The 19,408-nt window shown below is 71.6% G+C and carries 18 protein-coding genes and 1 pseudogene; 14 read left to right on the top strand and 5 right to left on the bottom strand.

Annotation, left to right across the window (positions count from 1 at the left end; genetic code table 11):
- Positions 1-136, bottom strand: a pseudogene (locus ODJ79_RS24810) (DNA-binding response regulator); the annotation flags it as partial.
- A 109-nt stretch (positions 137-245) separates the two neighbouring features.
- Between ODJ79_RS24810 and ODJ79_RS24805 the strand changes: the two are divergent.
- Genes ODJ79_RS24805 through ODJ79_RS24790 form a run of 4 tightly spaced genes read left to right on the top strand, consistent with a single transcriptional unit; the run spans position 246 to position 4,520 of the window.
- Positions 246-1,934, top strand: a complete 1,689-nt coding sequence (locus ODJ79_RS24805) for a GAF domain-containing sensor histidine kinase (protein WP_263025955.1) — start codon at positions 246-248, stop codon at positions 1,932-1,934.
- 57 nt (positions 1,935-1,991) lie between these two features.
- Entirely contained in the window at positions 1,992-2,942 is a 951-nt protein-coding gene (locus ODJ79_RS24800; RefSeq protein WP_263025954.1) for an Acg family FMN-binding oxidoreductase, read from the top strand.
- Positions 2,939-3,937 (top strand): Acg family FMN-binding oxidoreductase, encoded by a 999-nt coding sequence (locus ODJ79_RS24795; RefSeq protein ID WP_263025953.1) that lies wholly within the window; start codon positions 2,939-2,941, stop codon positions 3,935-3,937. Before ODJ79_RS24800 ends, ODJ79_RS24795 begins: the two co-directional genes overlap by 4 nt.
- A 22-nt stretch (positions 3,938-3,959) precedes the next feature.
- Entirely contained in the window at positions 3,960-4,520 is a 561-nt protein-coding gene (locus tag ODJ79_RS24790; protein ID WP_263025952.1) for a DoxX family membrane protein, read from the top strand.
- Between the two features lie 55 nt (positions 4,521-4,575).
- On the opposite strand, the gene ODJ79_RS24785 is transcribed toward ODJ79_RS24790, so the two are convergent.
- On the bottom strand, positions 4,576-5,193 hold the full coding sequence (locus tag ODJ79_RS24785; protein WP_263025951.1) for a hypothetical protein: 618 nt from the start codon (positions 5,191-5,193) through the stop codon (positions 4,576-4,578).
- A gap of 197 nt (positions 5,194-5,390) precedes the next feature.
- Between ODJ79_RS24785 and ODJ79_RS24780 the strand changes: the two genes are divergently transcribed.
- The gene (locus ODJ79_RS24780) at positions 5,391-5,705 is read left to right on the top strand and encodes a hypothetical protein (protein ID WP_263025950.1); all 315 of its coding nucleotides are present in this window, start codon (positions 5,391-5,393) and stop codon (positions 5,703-5,705) included.
- A 643-nt stretch (positions 5,706-6,348) separates the two neighbouring features.
- Here the strand turns inward: ODJ79_RS24780 and ODJ79_RS24775 are convergent.
- Entirely contained in the window at positions 6,349-7,404 is a 1,056-nt protein-coding gene (locus tag ODJ79_RS24775; protein ID WP_263025949.1) for a LacI family DNA-binding transcriptional regulator, read from the bottom strand.
- A 125-nt stretch (positions 7,405-7,529) separates the two neighbouring features.
- On the opposite strand from ODJ79_RS24775, the gene ODJ79_RS24770 reads away from it, so the two are divergent.
- On the top strand, positions 7,530-8,786 hold the full coding sequence (locus tag ODJ79_RS24770; protein ID WP_263025948.1) for an arabinogalactan endo-beta-1,4-galactanase: 1,257 nt from the start codon (positions 7,530-7,532) through the stop codon (positions 8,784-8,786).
- Between the two features lie 169 nt (positions 8,787-8,955).
- On the opposite strand, the gene ODJ79_RS24765 is transcribed toward ODJ79_RS24770, so the two are convergent.
- The gene (locus ODJ79_RS24765; RefSeq protein WP_263025947.1) at positions 8,956-10,068 is read right to left on the bottom strand and encodes an endonuclease/exonuclease/phosphatase family protein; all 1,113 of its coding nucleotides are present in this window, start codon (positions 10,066-10,068) and stop codon (positions 8,956-8,958) included.
- 244 nt (positions 10,069-10,312) lie between these two features.
- Between ODJ79_RS24765 and ODJ79_RS24760 the strand changes: the two genes are divergently transcribed.
- The 3 genes from ODJ79_RS24760 (at position 10,313) to ODJ79_RS24750 (ending at position 13,397) form a co-directional block, all read left to right on the top strand.
- The gene (locus ODJ79_RS24760) at positions 10,313-11,200 is read left to right on the top strand and encodes a hypothetical protein (RefSeq protein WP_263025946.1); all 888 of its coding nucleotides are present in this window, start codon (positions 10,313-10,315) and stop codon (positions 11,198-11,200) included.
- Between the two features lie 3 nt (positions 11,201-11,203).
- Positions 11,204-12,397, top strand: a complete 1,194-nt coding sequence (locus ODJ79_RS24755; RefSeq protein WP_263025945.1) for a serine hydrolase domain-containing protein — start codon at positions 11,204-11,206, stop codon at positions 12,395-12,397.
- A 331-nt stretch (positions 12,398-12,728) separates the two neighbouring features.
- The gene (locus ODJ79_RS24750) at positions 12,729-13,397 is read left to right on the top strand and encodes a hypothetical protein (protein WP_263025944.1); all 669 of its coding nucleotides are present in this window, start codon (positions 12,729-12,731) and stop codon (positions 13,395-13,397) included.
- 74 nt (positions 13,398-13,471) lie between these two features.
- On the opposite strand, the gene ODJ79_RS24745 is transcribed toward ODJ79_RS24750, so the two are convergent.
- Positions 13,472-14,488 carry a zinc-dependent alcohol dehydrogenase family protein gene (locus ODJ79_RS24745; protein WP_263025943.1) on the bottom strand — a complete coding sequence of 339 codons (1,017 nt, stop codon included), beginning with the start codon at positions 14,486-14,488 and terminating at the stop codon, positions 13,472-13,474.
- Positions 14,489-14,807: 319 nt separating this feature from the next.
- Between ODJ79_RS24745 and ODJ79_RS24740 the strand changes: the two genes are divergently transcribed.
- From ODJ79_RS24740 to ODJ79_RS24720, 5 genes are all read left to right on the top strand, one after another.
- Positions 14,808-16,115 carry an IS4 family transposase gene (locus tag ODJ79_RS24740; protein ID WP_263025942.1) on the top strand — a complete coding sequence of 436 codons (1,308 nt, stop codon included), beginning with the start codon at positions 14,808-14,810 and terminating at the stop codon, positions 16,113-16,115.
- A gap of 243 nt (positions 16,116-16,358) precedes the next feature.
- Positions 16,359-17,027 carry a maleylpyruvate isomerase family mycothiol-dependent enzyme gene (locus tag ODJ79_RS24735; RefSeq protein ID WP_263025941.1) on the top strand — a complete coding sequence of 223 codons (669 nt, stop codon included), beginning with the start codon at positions 16,359-16,361 and terminating at the stop codon, positions 17,025-17,027.
- Positions 17,028-17,445: 418 nt separating this feature from the next.
- A complete protein-coding gene (locus ODJ79_RS24730; protein ID WP_263025940.1) occupies positions 17,446-17,886 on the top strand; it encodes a hypothetical protein in 441 nt (146 codons plus the stop codon).
- Positions 17,855-18,517 (top strand): nucleotidyltransferase domain-containing protein, encoded by a 663-nt coding sequence (locus tag ODJ79_RS24725; RefSeq protein ID WP_263025939.1) that lies wholly within the window; start codon positions 17,855-17,857, stop codon positions 18,515-18,517. Before ODJ79_RS24730 ends, ODJ79_RS24725 begins: the two co-directional genes overlap by 32 nt.
- 72 nt (positions 18,518-18,589) lie before the next feature.
- Positions 18,590-19,369, top strand: coding sequence for an SGNH/GDSL hydrolase family protein (locus ODJ79_RS24720; RefSeq protein ID WP_263025938.1), 780 nt, complete (start codon positions 18,590-18,592; stop codon positions 19,367-19,369).
- Positions 19,370-19,408: the final 39 nt, after the last annotated feature.

Raw genomic sequence — 19,408 nt, 5'->3', positions numbered from 1 at the left:
GCGCGGGGATGCGGCGGGCCGCCTCCTGCGCCAGGCCCGACTCGCCGACCACCTCGATGTCGCCGTCGGCCTGCAGCAGATCGACCAGGCCACGGCGGACCACCTCGTGGTCGTCGAGAAGAAACACGCGGATCATCGCACCTTGATACCCTGCCGAGCCGGGCCCGCCAAGTGTCCAAGGTCCCGTGTCTTTCTCACCCGGACCGGACGGTGTACGAGATCGCCCGGACGGATAGCCTGAACCCATGTCGGAGCGCCCGGAACCGCCGTCCCTGGGGCTCGGCCCGCTGTCTCGGGTGCGGCTGGACGAGCTGCTGCAGGAGATGCTCGACCGGGTCGGCGACGTGATGGCCAGCCGGGAGCGGCTGCGGGCGCTGCTCGACGCGGTGGTCGGCATCGGCGCCGACCTCGACCTGCGCAGCACCCTGCAACGCATCGTCGAGGCCGCCTGCGCCCTGGCCGGCGCCAGGTACGGTGCGCTCGGCGTGATCGGCGCCGACCGCACCGAGCTGATCGACTTCATCACGCACGGCATCGACGCCGCGACGCACGCCGAGATCGGCGACCTGCCGCACGGCCGCGGCGTGCTGGGCCTGCTGATCACCGACCCGCGCCCGGTCCGGCTGCCGGACATCAGAAAGCATCCCAACTCGTACGGATTCCCGCCGCACCACCCGCCGATGCACTCCTTCCTGGGCGTCCCGGTGCGCATCCGGGACCAGGTCTTCGGCAACCTGTACCTGGCCGAGAAGCAGGGCGCCAGCGAGTTCAGCCAGGACGACGAGGAGATCGTGGTGGCCCTCGCCGCCGCGGCCGGCGTGGCGATCGACAACGCCCGCCTCTACGAGCTGGCCCAGCGCCGGGAGCGCTGGCTCGCCGCCACCGCCGAGATCACCGGCGTGCTGCTCGGCAACGTGCACCGCACCGAGGCGCTGCGGCTGATCGCCCGCCGGGCCCGCGAGGTGGCCGGGTCCGAGCTGGTCATGGTGCTGCTCTACGACTCCGACGCCGGCTGTTACACGATCGAGGTGGCCGAGGGCGCCGACGGGCTGGTCGGCCGGCAGGTGCCCGCGGACGCCGAGACCGACCTCGGCCAGGAGAAATACCGCGTGGTGGAGAGCCTGGCCGCGGTGACCGACTGGCCGGCACAGGTGCCCGACGGGCCGGCGCTGGCCGCGCCGCTCACCGCGGCGGAGACGCTGCGCGGCATGCTGATCGTCACCCAGCCGGCCGGCCGGGTCGCCGACGACGAGGAGGCGGTGCTGCTGTCCACCTTCGCCGGGCAGGCGGCGATCGCCCTCGACCGGTCCCGGGCGCAGGAGCAGCGCGAGCAGTTCGCGGTGCTGGAGGACCGCGAGCGGATCGCCCGGGACCTGCACGACGTGGTGATCCAGCGGCTGTTCGCCACCGGCATGCAGCTGCAGGGCGCGGTGCCGCACGCGGCCCGCCCCGAGGCGGTGACCCGGATCAACACGGCCGTGGACGACCTCGACGCCACCATCCGCGACATCCGCCGGTCGATCTTCGAACTGCGTGCGCCGGTGGGGCCGTCCCTGCGCGCCGAGCTGCACGAGACGGTCGACGCGGCCGCCGGCACGCTGGGGTTCCGGCCGGTGCTGGAGACGATCGGGCCGGTCGACAGCGCGATCCCGGACGACATCGTGCCCGAGCTGATGGCGGTGCTGCGCGAGGCGCTCTCGAACGTCGCCCGGCACGCCCGGGCGTCCCAGGTGCGGGTGACGGTGTGGGCCGCCGGGCAGGAGGTCGTACTGCGGGTCGAGGACGACGGGGTCGGCGCGGACCCGGCCGGGGCGCGCGGCGGCATCGTGAACATGAGGGAGCGCGCCAACGACCTGGGCGGGGCCTTCGAGATCACCGCCGGGCCGGGCGGGTCGGGGACCGTGGTGACCTGGCGCGCGCCCGTCACCGGGTAGGGGGAAGGGACCTTCGGCCCTAGGCGCGTGTTCGACGCGTACGCAATCGTGGGTTTCATGACAGCGCTCGAAGACGCGGCCCGGGCAGCCCAGCACGCACCATCGGTCTTCAACACCCAGCCGTGGTCGTGGCGGATCACCGGGGACACCATGGAGCTGTACGCGGATCCGAGCCGTCAGCTCGAGGTGGTCGACAAGGAGGGCCGGCTGCTGCTGCTCAGCTGCGGCACCGCGCTGCACCACGCGCGGGTCGCGCTCGCCGCCGCCGGGGTCGAGGTCTCCGTCTCGCGGGACGTCTCGGAACACCACCTCGCCACCATCCACGTCACCGGCCAGGCGGAGCCCGCCTCGACCGACCTCGCGGCGGCGATCCGGGCGCGGCACAGCGACCGGCGGGCGTTCGGCGAGCGACCGGTGGCCGAGGAGGAGCTGACCACCCTGCGCCGGCTGGTCGAGGCCGAGGGTGCCTTCCTTCACGTGGTACGCCCGGACCAGATCGTCGAGCTGGCGATCAGCGCCGAACAGGCCGGCAATGCCGAGCGGGACGACCCCGCCTACCAGGCCGAACTGGCCCGCTGGACGAGTCGGCCGGACTTCGCCGGCGACGGGGTGCCGCCCGAGACCGGCGTCCGGCAGGAGCTGCGCCGGGTGCCGATCCGCGACTTCGACCCGTCCGGCGAGCAGGCGCAGGCCGCCGGGGCCGCGCACGACCAGGGCACGGCGTACGTCATCCTGTTCGGCCGGTCGGACACCCCGGTCGAGCTGCTGCGCGGCGGCGAGGCGCTCTCCGCGCTGCTGCTGCGGGCCACCGCCGACGGCCTGTCCACCTCGATGATCAGCGACACGATCGAGGTCGAATGGCCCCGCACGCTGGTACGCGGGATGATCTCGGGGATCGGCGAGCCGTACGTGGTGGTCCGCCTCGGCTATCTGCCGGACTCGGCGCCCCCGCCGTCGACCCCGCGCCGCGATCCCCGCGACGTGATCACCGTCGTCGAACAGCCGTGACCGGATACTCGGAAAAAGACCTTCACCTGGCGGCCGCCGCCGGTGTCCGCGCCCCGTCGCTGCACAACAGCCAGCCGTGGCTGTTCCGGCTGCACGACGCCGCGATCGAGGTGCTCGCCGACCCGTCGCGCGTCCTGCCCGTCGTCGACCACGACGGCTGGGCCACCCGGATCGCGTGCGGCGCGGCCACCTACAACGCCCGGCTGGCCCTCGCGGCGGCCGGGCATCCGGCGTCGGTCGCGCTGCACCCCGCCCCGGGCGTGCTCGCCCGGCTCACCCCGGCAGACCCCCGGCCGCCCACGTACGCCGAGCAGGAACTGCACGACGCGATCCCGCGCCGGCACTCGCACCGCGGCCCGTTCTGGCCCGACCCGGTGCCGGCCCCGGTGCGCGTCCGGCTGATCGCCGCGGCCCGCGACGAGGACGGCTGGCTCGACCTGCTGGTCGGCACGACGGCGGTGAACGGGTTCGCCGAGATCGCGCAGAGCGCCGACCGGGTGCTGCGGCGCGACACCACGTACCAGGCGGCCCTCGCCTCGTTGCGCGGCGAGGTGCCGGTCAGCGCCGGCGCACCGCTCGCCGAGCCGTACGACCTGCTGCCCCAGCGGCTGTTCAACGACCGGCCACGGGCGAACGGGCGCGACTACGAGCCGGAGCCGTTGATCGGCATCCTGGGATCGCCCGGCAACCTCCCGATGGACCACACGGTGGCCGGGCAGGCGCTGCAGAAGGTGCTGCTCACGGCGGTCGCGAGCGGCCTGGACACCTCCATGATCAGCCAGCCGATCGAGGTACCCGCCGCCCGCGACCAGCTGCGGCGCTCGCTCGGCCGGACCGGGTTTCCGCAGATCGCGGTACGTCTGGGGTACGGCACGCCGGGCCGGCCGACTCCGCGGCGTGAGCTCACCGAAGTGGTTCGGGACTTTGGTCCCGGGCCGGACAGGATCAATGGCCCGGGTGCCGGGGAAGGGACCGGAGCAGAGTCAGAGGCGTAAGAGAGAGATCAAGGAGGACGCCATGACGATCACCGGTCGGAGCCACGCGGCCCACCTCGAACAGGTCGAGGCCCCCGGATCAATGCTCACCCACGCCGCCGCTCGGACCCTGGCCGTGCTGCGGGTCGCCCTCGGATTTGTCTTCCTCTGGGCGTTTCTCGACAAGACCTTCGGTTTCGGGTACGCGACGCCCTCCGCGAAGGCCTGGATCAACGGCGGGTCGCCGACCAAGGGCTTCCTGGCCAGCGTCGACACCGGCCCGTTCCAGTCGTTCTTCCACAACATCGCCGGCACCCCGTTCGCGGACTGGGCGTTCATGCTCGGCATGCTCGGCATCGGCCTGGCCCTGATGCTGGGGATCGGGCTGCGGATCGCCGCCGTGGCCGGCACCGCGATGATGGCGCTGATGTGGCTGGCCGAGTGGCCGCTCGCCAAGGGCTCGTCCAACCCGATCGTCGACTACCACGTGATCTACGCGCTCGGCGCGATCGTCCTGGCCCTCACCTACGCCGGGCACACCTGGGGACTCGGGCGCCTCTGGCTGCGCATCCCGCTGGTGCAGAAGCACCGCTGGCTCATCTGAAGGTCCCAAAAAAGCCCTGCCGACCAGGTCGGCAGGGCTTTCGCGGCGTCCGGGGTCAGGGCAGGAACTGCTCCTCGAAGTGGGTCACCTTGCCGTTCTTTACGGTGAGCCAGAACGGCAGCATCGAGATCTGCGGCGGGGTGATGGTGAAGCCCTCGTTGCGCTTCTTCAGGAAGGCCGGCAGGGCGGCGAAGGTGATCGTCTTGGTGTCGGTGCCGCCCAGCGTGGCCAGCACGACGCACTTGGTCGCCGGGTCGACCGGCAGGGTCCGCAGCTTCTTGTTGTTGTTGACGATCATGTAGTCGTTGTCCGGGCCGTCGGGCTGGTCGGGGTGCTCCTTCTTCCACTCGGCCTTGGCCGCGGCCCCGGTCAGGAACTCGATCAGATCGAACGTGGTGGTCTTCCCGGCGACGTCCAGGCCGGTGAGGTAGACGGCGCTCCGGCCGTCGGGCAGCACCGGCGTGGCGGTCGCCGTCGCCGACTTCACCGGGGCCGCGCCCGCCCCCGCCTCCGCGGACGCGCCCGCGTCGGCCGGCGCGGACGCGCTGGTCGCCGTGGCCTTCGGGCTCGACGACGGCGTCCCCGACCCGCCGCACCCGGATGTCCCGCCCAGTGTGACCGCGAGGGCGGTCGTCCCGGCCACCGCGCGAATCCACACCTTCACCGATTTCATCTTTGCTCCTACCTCAGCGAACCCGTCACGGGACAGGATGAAGCGAACACGGTCCCGGGGGTGGGCCGCGTCCCCCTTTCTGGCGCGAAACCGTGACCCACGGACCGGACCACGGCTGCTTTGAAGATCATCTCTCGTGCATACTGTGCCGCCGGCCAGCACCCCCGCGGCCGCGGCACCGACGAAGAGGCACAGCCATGTCCCCTGCGGTCATCACCCTCACGCGGCCCGTGGAGATCACCTACGCCGCCCGCAGCTACAAGATCTACGTCAACGGCGTGAAGGTCGCCGGCATCCGCACCGGCAAGACCGTCGACATCCCGCTCCCGCCCGGCGAGCACCGGATCAAGGTGAAGATCGACTGGTGCTCCAGCCCGGAGCTGATCGTGAACATCGGCCCGGGGCAGCGGGCATTCCTCGACGTCCGCCGGGGAGGCGCGACCGCCGCGGCGGCCTGGAACCAGCTGTTCCAGCCGCACAGGTTCCTGGCCCTCACCGCGGCGCAGAGCTGAGCGGTTCGGCGGCCCGGCCGGGGTACGGGTGGGCTCGCTCGCCGGCCACGAGCCGGCCCGGCCGGCTACTGGAGGCCACGGGCCGACCCGGCGAGCTGTTCGGCCCGGCCGGCGTTCGCCCCGGGCGGCTGTTCGCCCCGGCCGGCTGTTCACCCCGGCCGGCTGTTCACCCCGGCCGGCTGTTCGCCCCGGCCGGCTGTTCGCCCCGGCCGGCTGTTCACCCCGGCCGGCTGTTGGAGGCCGCGGGCGGCGGCCGGTACGCCTGGCCGCGGCTCCGCCGAACCACGACCGCCGCAGCCCGCGGCGGCCGAGGCCAACCGGATCAAGTCCGCGTGGAGAGAGCTCACCCGGAAAAGCTTGCGCTGAGAGCCCGCACGGAGGGATCCCGCGTTCGTAAGCGCTCACCGAGCCCCAGCGCACCAACCGCCGTAAGCGCTCACCGAGAACAGCACACCGACCGCGGCAAGCGCTCACCGAACCCAGCACACCGACGCCGTGAGCGCTCACGGAGATTCGCCACGCACCCTCGCTCCCGCCGTGAGCGCTCACGGAGCGGACACCACCCACCCGAGACCGCCCGTGAGCGCTCACGGCGACGACCGGTCACGCCGACTCACGCCGACTCAGGCCGACTCAGGCCGACTCAGGCCGACTCGCGCCGGACCAGGGTCGTGGGCAGCACCCGGGACGACGCCGTCCGCCCGCCGATCAACTCCAGCAGCACCTCGACCAACTCCTCCGCCACCTGCGACAACGGCTGCCGGACGGTGGTCAGCGGCGGCGTGGTGGCCGCCGCGATCGTGGAGTCGTCGAAACCGCCGACCAGCACGTCCTCGGGCACCCGCCGGCCCGCCGCGGCCAGTGCCTGCAGCGCACCCACCGCGAGCAGGTCCGACGCCACGAACACCGCGTCCAGGTCCGGGCACGTACGCAGCAGCCGGCTCATCGCCTCCCGGCCGGCCTCGATGCTGTACGCCGCCGCCGACACGATGGCCCGCCGGTTCGCCCGCCGGCCGAGCACGTCCTTGAAGCCGGCCAGCCGCTCCACCCCGCCGGCCGTGTCCCCGGGCCCGGCCACCATGGCCGGTCGCCGGGCACCCCGGCCGAGCAGGTACTGCGTCATCAGCCGGGCCCCGCCCCGGTCGTCCGCGCCGACGTACGGCAACGGCGGACCGCCGGCCGGCGCCCGCCCGCACACGACGACCGGCACATCGGTGGCGGCCAGGGCCGCCGCCAGCGGATCACCGTCGTGCATGGACACCAGCAGCACACCGTCGACGTGGCCGCCCCGCGCGAAGACCAGCACCCGGTCGCGCTCCTCGGGCGTGCCCGCGAGCATCAGCATCAGGCTCCGCCCGCGCCCGCCCAGCAACTGCGTGCAGTGCCGCAACAGCCCGCCCAGCACCGGGTCCTCGAACAACCGGTCCGGCGGCTCGGACAGCACGAACGCGACCGCCCCCGACCGCTTCGTGACCAGGCTGCGAGCGTTGACGTTCAGCACGTACCCGGTCTGCCGCATCGCCTCCCGAACCGCCTGCTGCGACGCCGCGCTCACGTGGTGTGCCCCGTTCAGCACGCGGGAGACCGTGCCGCGGGAGACCCCGGCGATGGTCGCGACGTCCTCCATGGTGGGTCCGCGACGCTGGGCTCGGCGGGCGGCGCCGCGCGACTTGGGGTGTGCGGGCGCTTCGTCCGGCATCGTCGCCTGTCCTTCCTCGCGTGGAACGCCTGCACGATACCCGCCGGCGGGGACGGCGCCCTTGACATTCACAGAACGCCGTAAGACCGTGAGCGCTCACAGTCTCGTCGGACTGGAGGTCATCGATGTCTTCCGCTCTCAGCCGCCGCGGTTTCCTTGCCGGGGCCGGCGGAATAGCCCTGTCCGCCCTCGTACCCACCGCGGCCCGCGCGGCCGCACCGTCCACCGCAGACACCGCAGCCAACGCAGACGCCGCAGCCAGGGCAAGCGCCGCAGCTGACGCCGGCGCCGCAGCAACCGCAACGCCGGCACCGTCCAACGCGGCCGCGCGACCGTCCACCGCGCTCAGCGTCCGCGGCGCCGACCTGTCCTTCCTGCCCCAACTGGAAGAGGCCGGGGTCAGATACACCGACCTAGCCGGCCGCGTCCGTCCCGCCGAGCAGATCCTCGCCCACCAGGGCGCCACCTACATGCGCATGCGGGTCTGGGTCGACCCGCCGGCCGGCTACAGCGACAAGGCCCGCGCGCTCGCCCTGGCGAAGCGGGCCAAGCGGGCCGGCATGAAGATCCTGCTCGACCCGCACTACTCCGACTTCTGGGCCGACCCCGGCAAGCAGTACCCGCCCGCGAGCTGGCCCACCGATCTCGCCGACCTCACAGTCAAGATCAAGACCTACACCCGTTCCCTGGTACGCGATTTCGCCGCCCAGGGCACCCCGGTCGACATCATCCAGATCGGCAACGAGGTCACCAACGGCATCCTGTGGCCGGCCGGCCGGCTCTACCTGCCGGACGGCACCCAGCAGTGGGAGGCGTTCACCGACCTGCTCAAGGCCGGCACCGAGGGCGCGCTCGAAGGCTGCGCCGGTCACCGCCCGCGCACGATGCTGCACATCGACAAGGGCGGCCTGATGGGCGACACCCGATGGTTCTTCGACAACGTGAGCGCTCACGGAGTGCCGTTCGACATCATCGGCCAGTCGTACTACCCGATGTGGCACGGCTCGATCGCCGACCTCGAGGCCAACCTGGTCGACTCGGTGAGCCGCTACGACAAGCCGGTACTGCTCGCCGAGGTGTCCTACCCATGGACGTTCGAGGACGGCGACGGGCGCGGCAACATCGTCGGCCCGGGCGCCTACCTCCCCGATGTGGACCGCTTCCCGGTCACGCCGGCCGGCCAGGCCGCCTTCTACGAGGCCGTGCGCGACGTCCTCGCCCGCGTACCGGACGGCCGCGGCCTCGGCTTCATGGTCTGGGAGCCGGAATGGATCCCGGGCGTCGGCTGGGAGCCCGGCGCCGAGGCCTCCAACGACAACCTCACCCAGTTCGACTTCACCGGCCACGCCCTCCCCTCGATCCGCTCCTACCGCCGCCCCTGACCAGACCGGACCTTGCCCTGCTCGGGCCGCCCGAGCGGGGCACCCGGCCGATCGGGACCGCCGGGCCCGGGCACCCGGCCGATCGGGACCGCCGGGCACGGCACCCGGCCGATCGGGACCGCCGGCCGGCGCACCCGGCCGATCGGGACCGCCAGCCGGCGCACCGGGCTCAATCGAGGTCGATGTCGGCGTAGATCGCCGCATGGTCCGACCCGGCGTGCACCGCGGCCGTCATCGTCGAGTAGATCGGCCACAACGTGCCCCGCCGGCCGCCCCACACCCCGCGCCGGAAGATCCCGCCGCCGCGCGCGGCCCCGAACAGTGCCGGCGACAGCAGCACGTAGTCCAGCTTGTTCCGGGCCGTGCAATAGCCGTACGTCCCCGGCCGCCCGCCGTCCTCGAACCCCGGATGCGCCGAGATGTCCCGCAGATCGGTCCCGCCGAGCAGCGGCGCCAGCGGATCGCTCTCCGGCGTGTCGTTCAGGTCACCGACCACCGCCACGTGCGCGATCCCCTCGGCGAGCAGTCCACGGTAGATCTCCGCGACCCGCACGGCCTGCCGGCGACGGATCGCGTCCGACGCGACCTTTCCGCCGTACCCCTTGCTCTTGAAGTGATTGACCAGCACCGCGACCCGCACGCCGCCCGGCGACCGGAAGTGGTACTCGGCGCAGTCCCGGCTGAAGACCCGTCCCACGTGGTCCACGTCGTCGACGTGGCTGCGCTGTCCGACCAGGGGGAATCCGGCCGCGGACAGCACGCCCACGTCGATCCCCCGCTCGTCGTTGCCGTCCACCACCATGACGTGCGGATACCGTGGCCGCCCGTCTTCGACGACGCCCGCGTCGGCGAACCGCTTGAGCGCGAACCGGCTCTCCGCCTCGATCACGCCGACGATGTCCGCGCGCACATCGCGCAGCACCCGCGCCGTGTGGTCGAGGGCCAGTTCGTCACAGCGGTCGGTGGTCAGCTCCACCCAGCCGATCCAGGACGCCCGGCCGGCCGCGACCACCCGCACCACGCCGTCCCGCGATCGGCGCAGCAGCCGTCCCCGGTTCTGCCGCAGCCGCGCGAACCTCGCGGTGTCCCCGTTGCGCAGCCCGAGCCGGGCGAGCTCGCGCAGGATCTCCCGCTGGGTGAGCTCGTCGTAGACCGGCTCTTCCAGAAGCGTGCAGATCCGCTCGTACGCCTCGAGCACCGGCCGTCCCGCCGACCAGGTCCGCTGATCGAGCGCTCGCGCGCGGTTGAACAGGTTCTCCACGTTGAACGCGGCGATCCGCATCGACCCTCCCGAGGCGAGACTGTCGGATGTAGACAATAGTGATCTTCGGAGTCGCCGGACGGGTTACGCAAATGGGAGCGCTATTCACAGGCGTAAACGCAGGCCACCGACCTGCGGAAACTTCATAGTGCAACCATACGACTACTAATGGTTAACGAGCTTTATCAACATTGACGAGGTGTAGCCTCCGAGTACTACGCATCTGCGCACTTGAAGAAGCCGGGATTCGGTTCAGAATCAGGTTATGACGTACGGCAAGAAAGACCTGCCTTACCCCTACAGCCAGGACTTTTCCGGCATCGTCACCCGGGTGAAGGGTGTGCGGGAGTCGACCCGCGCCGCCCTGGTGAACTCGTTGAAGGTCGCCTCGTACCTGAAGGCCGGGGCGAATCTTGTCGAGCGCAACCTCGGCGCCCCCACTGTGGTCACCGCCCGGGCCGACGGCTGCAAGGAGTACTGGTCGGGTCTGAGCTTCTTGTCGGAGCGGGCCCTGTCCCGCGAGGTGGCGGGCCTCGAGCCGCCGTTCCTGCGTCAGCGCGGCACCGGGCCGTACCGTTCGACCTGGGCCAGCCACGACGACTACCTGAACGACCTGCTCGCGTTCCTGTTCCACGCCATGAACTACGACCCCCAGTACGGTGCCGAACTGGAGACCCGTGGCGACTGGCTGGCGTCCGACGAGAGCTTCGTCGACGCCGTCGACCGCTCCATCCTGCACGAGGTGATGGCCATCTGCCGGATGCCGCTGTTCCGGCTCCAGCTGATCGTGTGCGCCACCGCCGACCGCAACGACCGCATCCACGACACGATCGCCAGCAACTATGCCGGCGCCCTCGAACCCTGGTCGAAGGTGTACGAGCAGACGATCGCCGCCCGCGGTTACCGGTTACGCGAGGGCATCACCCTCGAACAGTTCACCGACATCCTGGCCGCGATCGTCGAGGGCTTCGCCGTTCGGCAGCTCGGCGACCCCGGGTCCGACCTGCTCGGGGAGGGCTCGGGGGAGAACGTCGCCGGAATGGCCATCCTCGGGATCATGAGCAGCTACCTGGTGCCCGCCGATGAACCAAAAGGCCCCGCGCTTCGTGAACTGTTTGAAAGCGCTACGCAGTCGACCGAGCACGGGGAGTAACCGATGACCAGTACCACGGAGAGGCCCGCAGCCCCCCGCGCGGCCAAGCAACCCTCCTGGTGGGACCGGCAGGGCGACCTCATCATGCGGCGGCCGTTCAACGAGTGGACCTTCACTCACATGAACTGGCTGATGCCGACCGAGCGGGTGGCCCGCGGCGAGGTGCACCGGCCCCTGCACTACGACCCGCACCACCTCGACCTGACCTATCGGTTCGAGGGGCATGACCGGAGCCTCGCCGAGCTCCACAAGCGGACCAACACGACGGCCTTCGTCGTGGTCCACAACGGCCGGATCGTGCACGAGTACTACCCCGGCGTGTTCGCGGGACCGCGTACCCGGATGCAGTTGTTCTCGGTCTCCAAGTCGATCACGTCACTGCTCGTCGGGATCGCCCTGCACGAGGGAACGATCGACGGGCTCTACGACCGGGTCGCCGACTTCCGCCCCGACTTCAAGGGGACCGCGTACGAGGACGTCACGGTCGCCAATCTGCTCAACATGACCAGCGGCGTCGGCGACCTCGAGGTGTGGGACGTGCCGGACGCCGGCATCAAGCGCTTCGAGCAGGCCATCATGGGCGGCGGTGACGTGGCCGCCGTGGTTCGCGGCGCGCCCCGCACGGCCCCGATGGGAGATCACTTCAACTACTCCACCTTCGACACGCAGGTCCTCGGCTGGGTGCTCGAGGCCGCCGCCGGCACCTCGCTGGCGCAGTACTGCTCCGACCGGTTGTGGCGCCACCTGGGCGCCGACCGCGACGCGTACTACTGGCTCACCCGGGCCCGCCCGCGCTCGGCCATCGGCGGCGGCTCGCTCAACGCCACCGCCCGCGACCTGGCCCGGGTCGGCATGCTGATGGTCAACGACGGCGTCGTGGCCGGCCGCCAGGTCGTCCCCCGCGACTGGGTACGCCGCAGCCGCGGCTGCGACCAGCCCCAGCTGGCGGTCGGCGCGCTCGGCCCGAGCGGCTACCCGCACTACGGCTACAGCAACCAGTGGTGGACGCTCGGCCCGTCCTGCTTCGACTCGTTCACCGGTCTCGGCGTGCACGGCCAATACCTCTTCGTCGACCACTCGGCCGACGTGGTCATCGTCAAGACCAGCGCGTGGCCCACCCAGGACGACGAGGCCCGCGACCGCGAAACCGTGACGGCGCTGCGCCGCATCGCGGACCACTTCGCGACCACCCGCTAGACCAGCACGACCCGCACGAGCATCACCCGATGATGTCCGCCGGGGGCTCCACCGTGCCTGACACCCGCTCTAGAGACCGAAGGGAGGCCATGGCGGCGCACGTCCCCGGCGGAACACGCCAACCCCACTCTCACCTGGCCGACGGCATCCCACGCGCCGACCCCCCGCGTGGGGTGCCGTCGCCGACTTCTCCGGAGGGGGGCGGCAGCGGACGGCCCGGACCTACGCGACAGGTCCGGGCCGTCCGTCTTGACCGGACCCGGATCACCCATGCGTGCCGTGCATCGTCGAACTCCCGCCGTCGGTCCACTCCCGGCGCTACCGTCCAAGAATGCTGAGATTTCGGTACAAAGCGCTCCGAGCCGCCACCGCGCTGGTGCTCGGCATCGGCCTCACCACGCCGATCGCGGCGCCCGCCGCCAACGCCGCCGCCGGGCAGCCCGGCCCGATCCAACTTCAGAACGCGCTGCTCACCGCGGCCGACCTCCCCAAGGGTTACCTCCCCCACGCGAGCAGCTCGACGAGGCTCGTCTCCAACGTCGCCAGCGATACGAACATCTGCGATCACAAGATCCCGCAGAGCCACGTGAACCTCGCCACGACCAGCTTCATCCGCGTCCCCGGCCCGATGATGTTCGAGACGCTCTCCGAGACCGGCCCCAGCGCGGCCCGCGCGATCGTCGCCGCCATCGCCACCGCCCCGCGCCTGTGCCGGAACGTGCACAACGTCCGCGGCTCCGCGATCGCGGGCAACCTGCATCTCAGCGCCAACCTGCATCTCACCGCGCTGCGCGTACCGCGACTGGGTGACGCGAGCGCGGCGCTGGCCTTCACGGTGCGCCCGGCCGGCCTGAACACGACCGTCCAGGGCAAGCTGATCTCGGTGGCCCGCGGCAGCGTCACGGTGACGATCCTGCTGCTCAACACCCCGCGCAACGATCAGCGCGAACTGAACCTGATCGCCACCACCGCGGTACGCAAGCTCGACCGGGTCCTCTAGCGGCGCCGCCGGGCCGTCCGCTCAGCCGAGGTTGTCCGCCGGGCCACCGGCGCCCGGCGGACAACTCGCTGCGGTCAGGGCAGCAGCAACGTCTTGATCGCGCGCCGCTCGTCCATCGCCCGGTACCCCTCCGCCACCTGCTCCAACGGCAGGGTCAGATCGAACACCCGGCCCGGGTTGATCTCGCCCTTCCACACCAGATCGATCAGCTCGGGCAGGTACTGCCGCACCGGCGCCGGCCCGCCGTGCACCGCGACGTGCGTCCGGAACAGCTGCGTACCCTCGATCGTCACGCCGTGCGGCACGCCCACGAACCCCACATGCGCCCCGGGGCGCGCCGATCTGATCGCCTGCTGCATCGACTCGCCGGTCCCGACACATTCGAGCACCGCGTCCGCCCCCACGCCGTCGGTCAGCTCCCGGACGCGCGCCACGCCCTCGTCGCCCCGCTCGGTGACGATGTCCGTCGCGCCGTACTCGATCGCCAGCTGCTGCCGCTTCTCGTGCCGGCTCATCGCGATGATCCGCGCCGCGCCCATCTGCCGCGCCGACAACACCCCGTGCAGCCCGACCGCGCCGTCCCCGACCACCAGTACGGTCATCCCCGGTCGGACCTGAGCGGCAACGGCCGCGAACCAGCCCGTCCCCATCACGTCCGACAGGGTGAGCAGACTGGGAATCATGTCCGGCGACGGCTGCCCGGGCGTGGCCACCAGCGTCCCGTCGGCCAGCGGCACCCGCAGCATCTCGGCCTGCGCGCCGACCACCGGCTCCCGATGCGAACAGCTGGTCTGATAGCCCGCGAGACAGTGCGGACACGTGTTGTCCGACGCGACGAACGACCCGATCACAAACTGACCGGGTTCGATCGTCGCGACCGCCCCACCGACCCGCTCGACCACCCCGACGTACTCGTGCCCGATCGGCGTGGGCGCACCGATCTCGTTGATCCCCCGATAGGGCCACAGATCCGACCCGCAGACACAGGCCGCCACCACCCGGATGACCGCATCGGTCGGCGACTCGATCTCCGGATCGGCCCGCTCCTCGAAGCGCACGTCCCGCGTCCCGTGAATAACAGTTCCCCGCATGCTGTTCCTTCCCAACGGCGTTCCCCGATCAGCTTGCTCCCCGCGGCACACCTGCGCCAAACCAAGCCCAAACCCCTTCCCGAGTACGAGGCAGCGCCTCCCCCGCCGGCCGCGTCCGCCCCCGCCTCTCCCCGCGACCACCTGCGACTAGAGGCAACGCCGTTCAGTTAGGCGGTCGTGTGGATCGTCAAGGCGTGTCTGAAACGTAAAGCAGCGGAGCTCCGGTATAGAGGGTGGTCACTCTAAGACTTCCCTGACACCTGGAGCTCCGCTGGCTGATCAGATTGCCATAACCCGGGCGGTACGGGTAGCAGCAGGGGTGTTCGCGCCTGGTCATCTGGGCGAGCTGACCCGTCTGGTGCCGTTCGAGATGGTCGATGATGTCCTGGCTACGACCAGGCGAACCGAGTCGCGGGTCCGGCTGCTACCGGCCCGGGTCGTCATCTATCTGCTGCTGGCCGGCTGCCTGTTCGCCGAGTTGGGATACCAGCAGGTGTGGCGCAAACTGACCAGTGGGTTGTCCGGCCTGCCGCTCGTGTCACCCAGCGGGAGCGCATTACGCCAGGCCCGGCAACGACTCGGCCCCCAGCCGTTACAGGCGCTGTTCGATCTCCTGCGTGGCCCGGCCGCCACGAACGCCACGCAGGTCCGCTGGCGTGGCCTGTTGCTGTCGGTGATCGACGGAACGCTGCTGACGGTCGCGGACTCGCCGGCCAACACCGGCCGCTACGCCAAGCAGCGAGGTAACCACGGTGGTTCCGGCTACCCCCAGCTGCGGTTGAGTGCACTGCTGTCCTGTGGCACCCGATCGGTGCTCGACGCCGTGTTCGACCCGGTCAGCACCGGGGAACTCGACCAAGCCCGTCACCTCGCCCGCAGCCTGCGGCCCGGGATGCTGCTGCTGGCCGACCGTAACTATGCCGCCGCCGACCTGATCGCCGCCCTCGCCGCGACCGGCGCCCATCTGCTGATCCGTTGCAAGAACGGCCGCAAACTCCCGGTCCTGCGCCCTCACCACGACGGATCCTTCTTCTCGATCATCGGCCGGCGGCCGATCCGGGTCATCGACGCGCAGATCAGCATCACCACCACTGCAGGCACCCACACCGGCAGCTACCGGCTGCTGACCACTCTGCTCGACCCACACACCCACCCCGCCGCGGAACTCGTCCGGCTCTACCACCAGCGCTGGGCGATCGAAACCGCCTACCTCGAACTCAAATCCTCGATCCTGGGCGGCCGGGTGCTACGCGCCCGCACTCCCGCAGGCGTCCGGCAAGAGGTCTACGCCCTGCTCGCCGTCTACCAACTACTGCGCACCGCGATGGTCGACGCCACCGACAGCCAGCCCGGCCTCGACCCCGACCGGGCCAGCTTCACCACCGCCCTCAACACCGCCCGCGACCAGATCGTGCACGCCGCCGGCGTCATCGCCGACACCGTCATCGATCTGGTCGGAGTCATCGGCGCCCACGTCCTGGCCCACCTGCTGCCCGACCGCCGGATCCGAATCAAATCCCGCATGATCAAACGCTCGAACTCCAAATACCAAGCCCGCGGCCCCAACACCGACCGACGCAGCTACCAAGCCACCGCCAGCATCGACATCATCAACCCCGACCCTTGACACCAGACACCTCGCCCTAACTAAACGGCGTTGCGACTAGAGGCCGTAGCGCGCCGCTCGCGCGAGGGGTCGCAAGACCACCGATCGGCGCCCCGCTCCCGGTGAGCCCTCAGGCGAGCCGGCACACGAGCGGTCGACGCGACGCGCCAGGGCGGTCACACGGCCGGGTGGAGGCTGGCTCGGGGCGGGATTGTGTGTTGGGGTGGTGGCATGACTCGAAGCCGGGCGGACAGTCTGCGATGGATGGCCGAAGGCACGACCCTGCTGCTGGGCGCATTGCAAGCGGTGCCCGACGTCCAGCTGAGCGACCCGTGCACGCTTCCCGGCTGGAGCAGGAAACACCTGGTCGCGCACGTGTCGCTCAACGCCGAGGCGCTGATGAACCTGGCGACGTGGGCGCGCACCGGGGTGGAGACTCCGATGTACTCCTCCCCCGAGCAGCGGGACGACGACATCGAGCGGGACGCCAAGCTGCCGGCCGCCGAGTTGCGCGACCGGGTGGTGGAGACCGCCGTCGCGCTCGACGCGTCGCTCGCGGGGCTCACCGAGTCGCAGTGGGGGCAGGCGATCCGCACCCGGCAGGGGCGGGAGGTCACCGGGGAGGAGATTCCCTGGATGCGGTCGCGCGAGGTGATGGTGCACGCGGCCGACCTCGGGGCCGGCGTCGGGTTCGCCGACCTGCCCGCCGACTTCCTGGCCTCGCTGATCGACGACATCGCCGCCAAGCGGGACGGTGCGGGCCTCGTGCTGGTGGCGACCGATCAGGATCGGCGGTGGACGGTCCCCGGCGAGCCGGCCAACGAGGTGCACGGGACGGTGGCCGGGCTCGCGGCGTACCTCTCCGGCCGGGAGACCACCGATGTCACCGGCGCCGGCGCGGGGCTCGTGCCCCGTCTCGGCCCGTGGTTGTGACGGCAACCCGCCCGGTGGAAAGGCAGATTTCCGACATCGACCGGGGCTGAGCTGCCGCGTTAGCGTGTGCCATGCACACCGTCGGGCGGAGCAGCGAGCCGGGCGATCCGGTGCGCGGCGCCGTGCCGCCGGCCGATCCGGCGGTGGCCGCGCCGCGGGCCGGAGGCCGTGCTCCCGCCCGGGACGACCTGCGCGGGAGTGGACAGTCGCGACGCCACAAGCGAGCGCGGCGCCGCCGAAGCAGGGCACCGCGCACGCCCGCGGGGCCAAAGGCGATCGCGGCGCTGCGAGAGGCCGGCCGAAGCCGACCGCTGCGACACTGCCGGGCCACGACACCGCGCACGCCGCGGTTGGTCACGGGCGACCGCCGCCCGAACGACTTGCTCGACATCCTTGCCGACCACACTGGGAGGAACCCATGACCAACTGGGACGACGAGTGGGCCGAGCTGATCGAGGCGCTGTGCGCCGACGATCCCGGCCGCGTGGGCACCATCGGCCGGCCGGACGGCGAGCTCGCCCCGGTGCGGCCGACCCGGTTCGGCTGGCTGTACGGCTTCGACTGGTGGCCGGCCGGTGTCGGCACCGGGCTGGCGATGCTGGAGCTGACGGAGCCGGGCACGATGCCGGCCGAGGCGTGGGAGCCGCTGTGCGGGCCGCTGCGCGAGGCCCTGGTGACCCAGGAGGAGGGTCACCTGCTGGTCGGCCGGCACACCCCGGCCGGTTCCGACCGGCAGGCGACGCTCACGCTGGTCACCGACCAGTCCGACGAGGGCGTACGGGCACGCGTGCTCACCGTCCGGATCAGCGTCGAGCCGGTCGTCGCCCATGACCACGGACCCGCTGAGCACCGCCGCTGAGCTCGTCGCCGTCCGGTTCCCGCAGGCCACCTGGGCGATGCTGACCGGCAGCGTGCTCGGACCGCTCCGGACCGCCGGCTCGGACCTGGACATCGTCGTGCTGCTGCCGGACGGCCCGGGACATCGGGAGTGCCTGCACCACCGCGGATGGCCGGTGGAGCTGTTCGTGCACACCCCGGACCGGCTGGCCGAGTTCCTGGCGAGCGAGCTGGCCCGGCGGAAGCCCACCACGCACCGGATGCTCGCGCGCGGCGTCACGCTGCTCGGCGACCCGGGCGACCTGCCGGCCCGCTGCGCCCGGGTGCTCGCGGACGGGCCGCCGCCGCTGACCGTGGCCGAGCGCGACCGGCTCCGGTACTGCCTGACCGACGTGCTCGACGACTACACGCACGTCACCGACCCGGGCGAGCGCGAGGTGATCGCGGCCGCGCTGTGGACCGAGACGGCGCGGGCGGCGCTGTCGTCCGCCGGGCGCTGGGTCAGCGGCGGCAAGTGGCTGCTGCGCGAGCTGCGGGAGTTCGACCCCGGCCTGGCCGAGCGGTGGCTGGCGGCCCGCGACGACCCGGCACCGCTGGCGAGGCAGGTGCTCGCGGACGCCGGCGGCGAACTCTTCGACGGTTATCGAGCTTGAGACCGCTGAAATTCGCTGGCCGGTCACGACTGCGTGACCTGATGCATCACCGATCCCGCCACAGTGGAAGTCATGGTGATGATCAGGTTCGCGGCACTGGGCGACTCGGTCACCAGCGGATACGGGGACCCCATGCCCGGTGGCGGGTGGCGGGGCTGGGCCGTCCTCCTGGCCGAGACGCTCGGATGCGAGTTGCACAATCTGGCGGTCAGTGGGGCGCGGATCGGCGATGTGGCCGACCGGCAACTGCCGGTGGCTCTCGACCTGCGGCCGACCCACGCGTCGGTGCTGGTCGGCATGAACGACACGCTGCGCGGCGACTTCGACCCGGCCGCCCTCGGCTACCGGCTCACCGACACGGTGGAGCGGCTGACCGCGGGCGGCGCGACGGTGATGACCGCCCGGCTGCCCGACCCCGGGCGGATGTTCGGGCTGCCCGGCGCGATCGCCCGGCCGCTCGGGCGGCGGATGGAGGCGCTCAACGAGGTTCTCGACCGGATCGCGGTGGACTACCGGACGATCCACGTGGACCTGGCCGGGTCGGCGTACCAGCGCACGCACTGGAGCGTGGACCGGCTGCATCCCAGTGAACGCGGCCACCGCCTGCTCGCGCACCGCTTCGCTCTCGCCATGCGGGACGCCGGGCATCCGGTGCCGGCGCTGCCCGGCCTGGAGGCGACCAACCCGGAGCCGACCGCCGCCCAGCGGGTCTGGTGGATGGCCACCCAGGGCAACAGGTGGCTGCTGCGCCGCTCGACCGATCTGTTCCCGGCCCTGGCCCGGATGGTGGTCGACGAGATGCGCCGGCGCCCCGCCGAAATCAGCGCACCGGAGGTCCGCAACTTGCGATAGAGTCACGGAACTTACGGTCCGGGACTTTAGGGGTACGCA

Origin of the sequence: Actinoplanes sp. KI2, assembly GCF_025630775.1 — a bacterium.
In the GTDB taxonomy this organism is placed as follows: domain Bacteria; phylum Actinomycetota; class Actinomycetes; order Mycobacteriales; family Micromonosporaceae; genus Actinoplanes.
Note: the sequence above shows the minus strand (reverse complement) of the source record. Positions and strands in the feature narration are given on the sequence as shown.

What these genes read in the sequence shown, in the direction of transcription:
- ODJ79_RS24750 (WP_263025944.1), top strand. Translation starts at nt 12,729, where the DNA reads ATGCTGAGATTTCGGTACAAAGCGCTCCGAGCCGCCACCGCGCTGGTG.
- ODJ79_RS24800 (WP_263025954.1), top strand. Translation starts at nt 1,992, where the DNA reads ATGACAGCGCTCGAAGACGCGGCCCGGGCAGCCCAGCACGCACCATCG.
- ODJ79_RS24765 (WP_263025947.1), bottom strand. Translation starts at nt 10,068, where the DNA reads ATGCGGATCGCCGCGTTCAACGTGGAGAACCTGTTCAACCGCGCGCGA.
- ODJ79_RS24735 (WP_263025941.1), top strand. Translation starts at nt 16,359, where the DNA reads ATGGCCGAAGGCACGACCCTGCTGCTGGGCGCATTGCAAGCGGTGCCC.
- ODJ79_RS24785 (WP_263025951.1), bottom strand. Translation starts at nt 5,193, where the DNA reads ATGAAATCGGTGAAGGTGTGGATTCGCGCGGTGGCCGGGACGACCGCC.
- ODJ79_RS24770 (WP_263025948.1), top strand. Translation starts at nt 7,530, where the DNA reads ATGTCTTCCGCTCTCAGCCGCCGCGGTTTCCTTGCCGGGGCCGGCGGA.
- ODJ79_RS24760 (WP_263025946.1), top strand. Translation starts at nt 10,313, where the DNA reads ATGACGTACGGCAAGAAAGACCTGCCTTACCCCTACAGCCAGGACTTT.
- ODJ79_RS24745 (WP_263025943.1), bottom strand. Translation starts at nt 14,488, where the DNA reads ATGCGGGGAACTGTTATTCACGGGACGCGGGACGTGCGCTTCGAGGAG.
- ODJ79_RS24790 (WP_263025952.1), top strand. Translation starts at nt 3,960, where the DNA reads ATGACGATCACCGGTCGGAGCCACGCGGCCCACCTCGAACAGGTCGAG.
- ODJ79_RS24780 (WP_263025950.1), top strand. Translation starts at nt 5,391, where the DNA reads ATGTCCCCTGCGGTCATCACCCTCACGCGGCCCGTGGAGATCACCTAC.
- ODJ79_RS24805 (WP_263025955.1), top strand. Translation starts at nt 246, where the DNA reads ATGTCGGAGCGCCCGGAACCGCCGTCCCTGGGGCTCGGCCCGCTGTCT.
- ODJ79_RS24720 (WP_263025938.1), top strand. Translation starts at nt 18,590, where the DNA reads ATGGTGATGATCAGGTTCGCGGCACTGGGCGACTCGGTCACCAGCGGA.
- ODJ79_RS24775 (WP_263025949.1), bottom strand. Translation starts at nt 7,404, where the DNA reads ATGCCGGACGAAGCGCCCGCACACCCCAAGTCGCGCGGCGCCGCCCGC.
- ODJ79_RS24730 (WP_263025940.1), top strand. Translation starts at nt 17,446, where the DNA reads ATGACCAACTGGGACGACGAGTGGGCCGAGCTGATCGAGGCGCTGTGC.
- ODJ79_RS24755 (WP_263025945.1), top strand. Translation starts at nt 11,204, where the DNA reads ATGACCAGTACCACGGAGAGGCCCGCAGCCCCCCGCGCGGCCAAGCAA.
- ODJ79_RS24725 (WP_263025939.1), top strand. Translation starts at nt 17,855, where the DNA reads ATGACCACGGACCCGCTGAGCACCGCCGCTGAGCTCGTCGCCGTCCGG.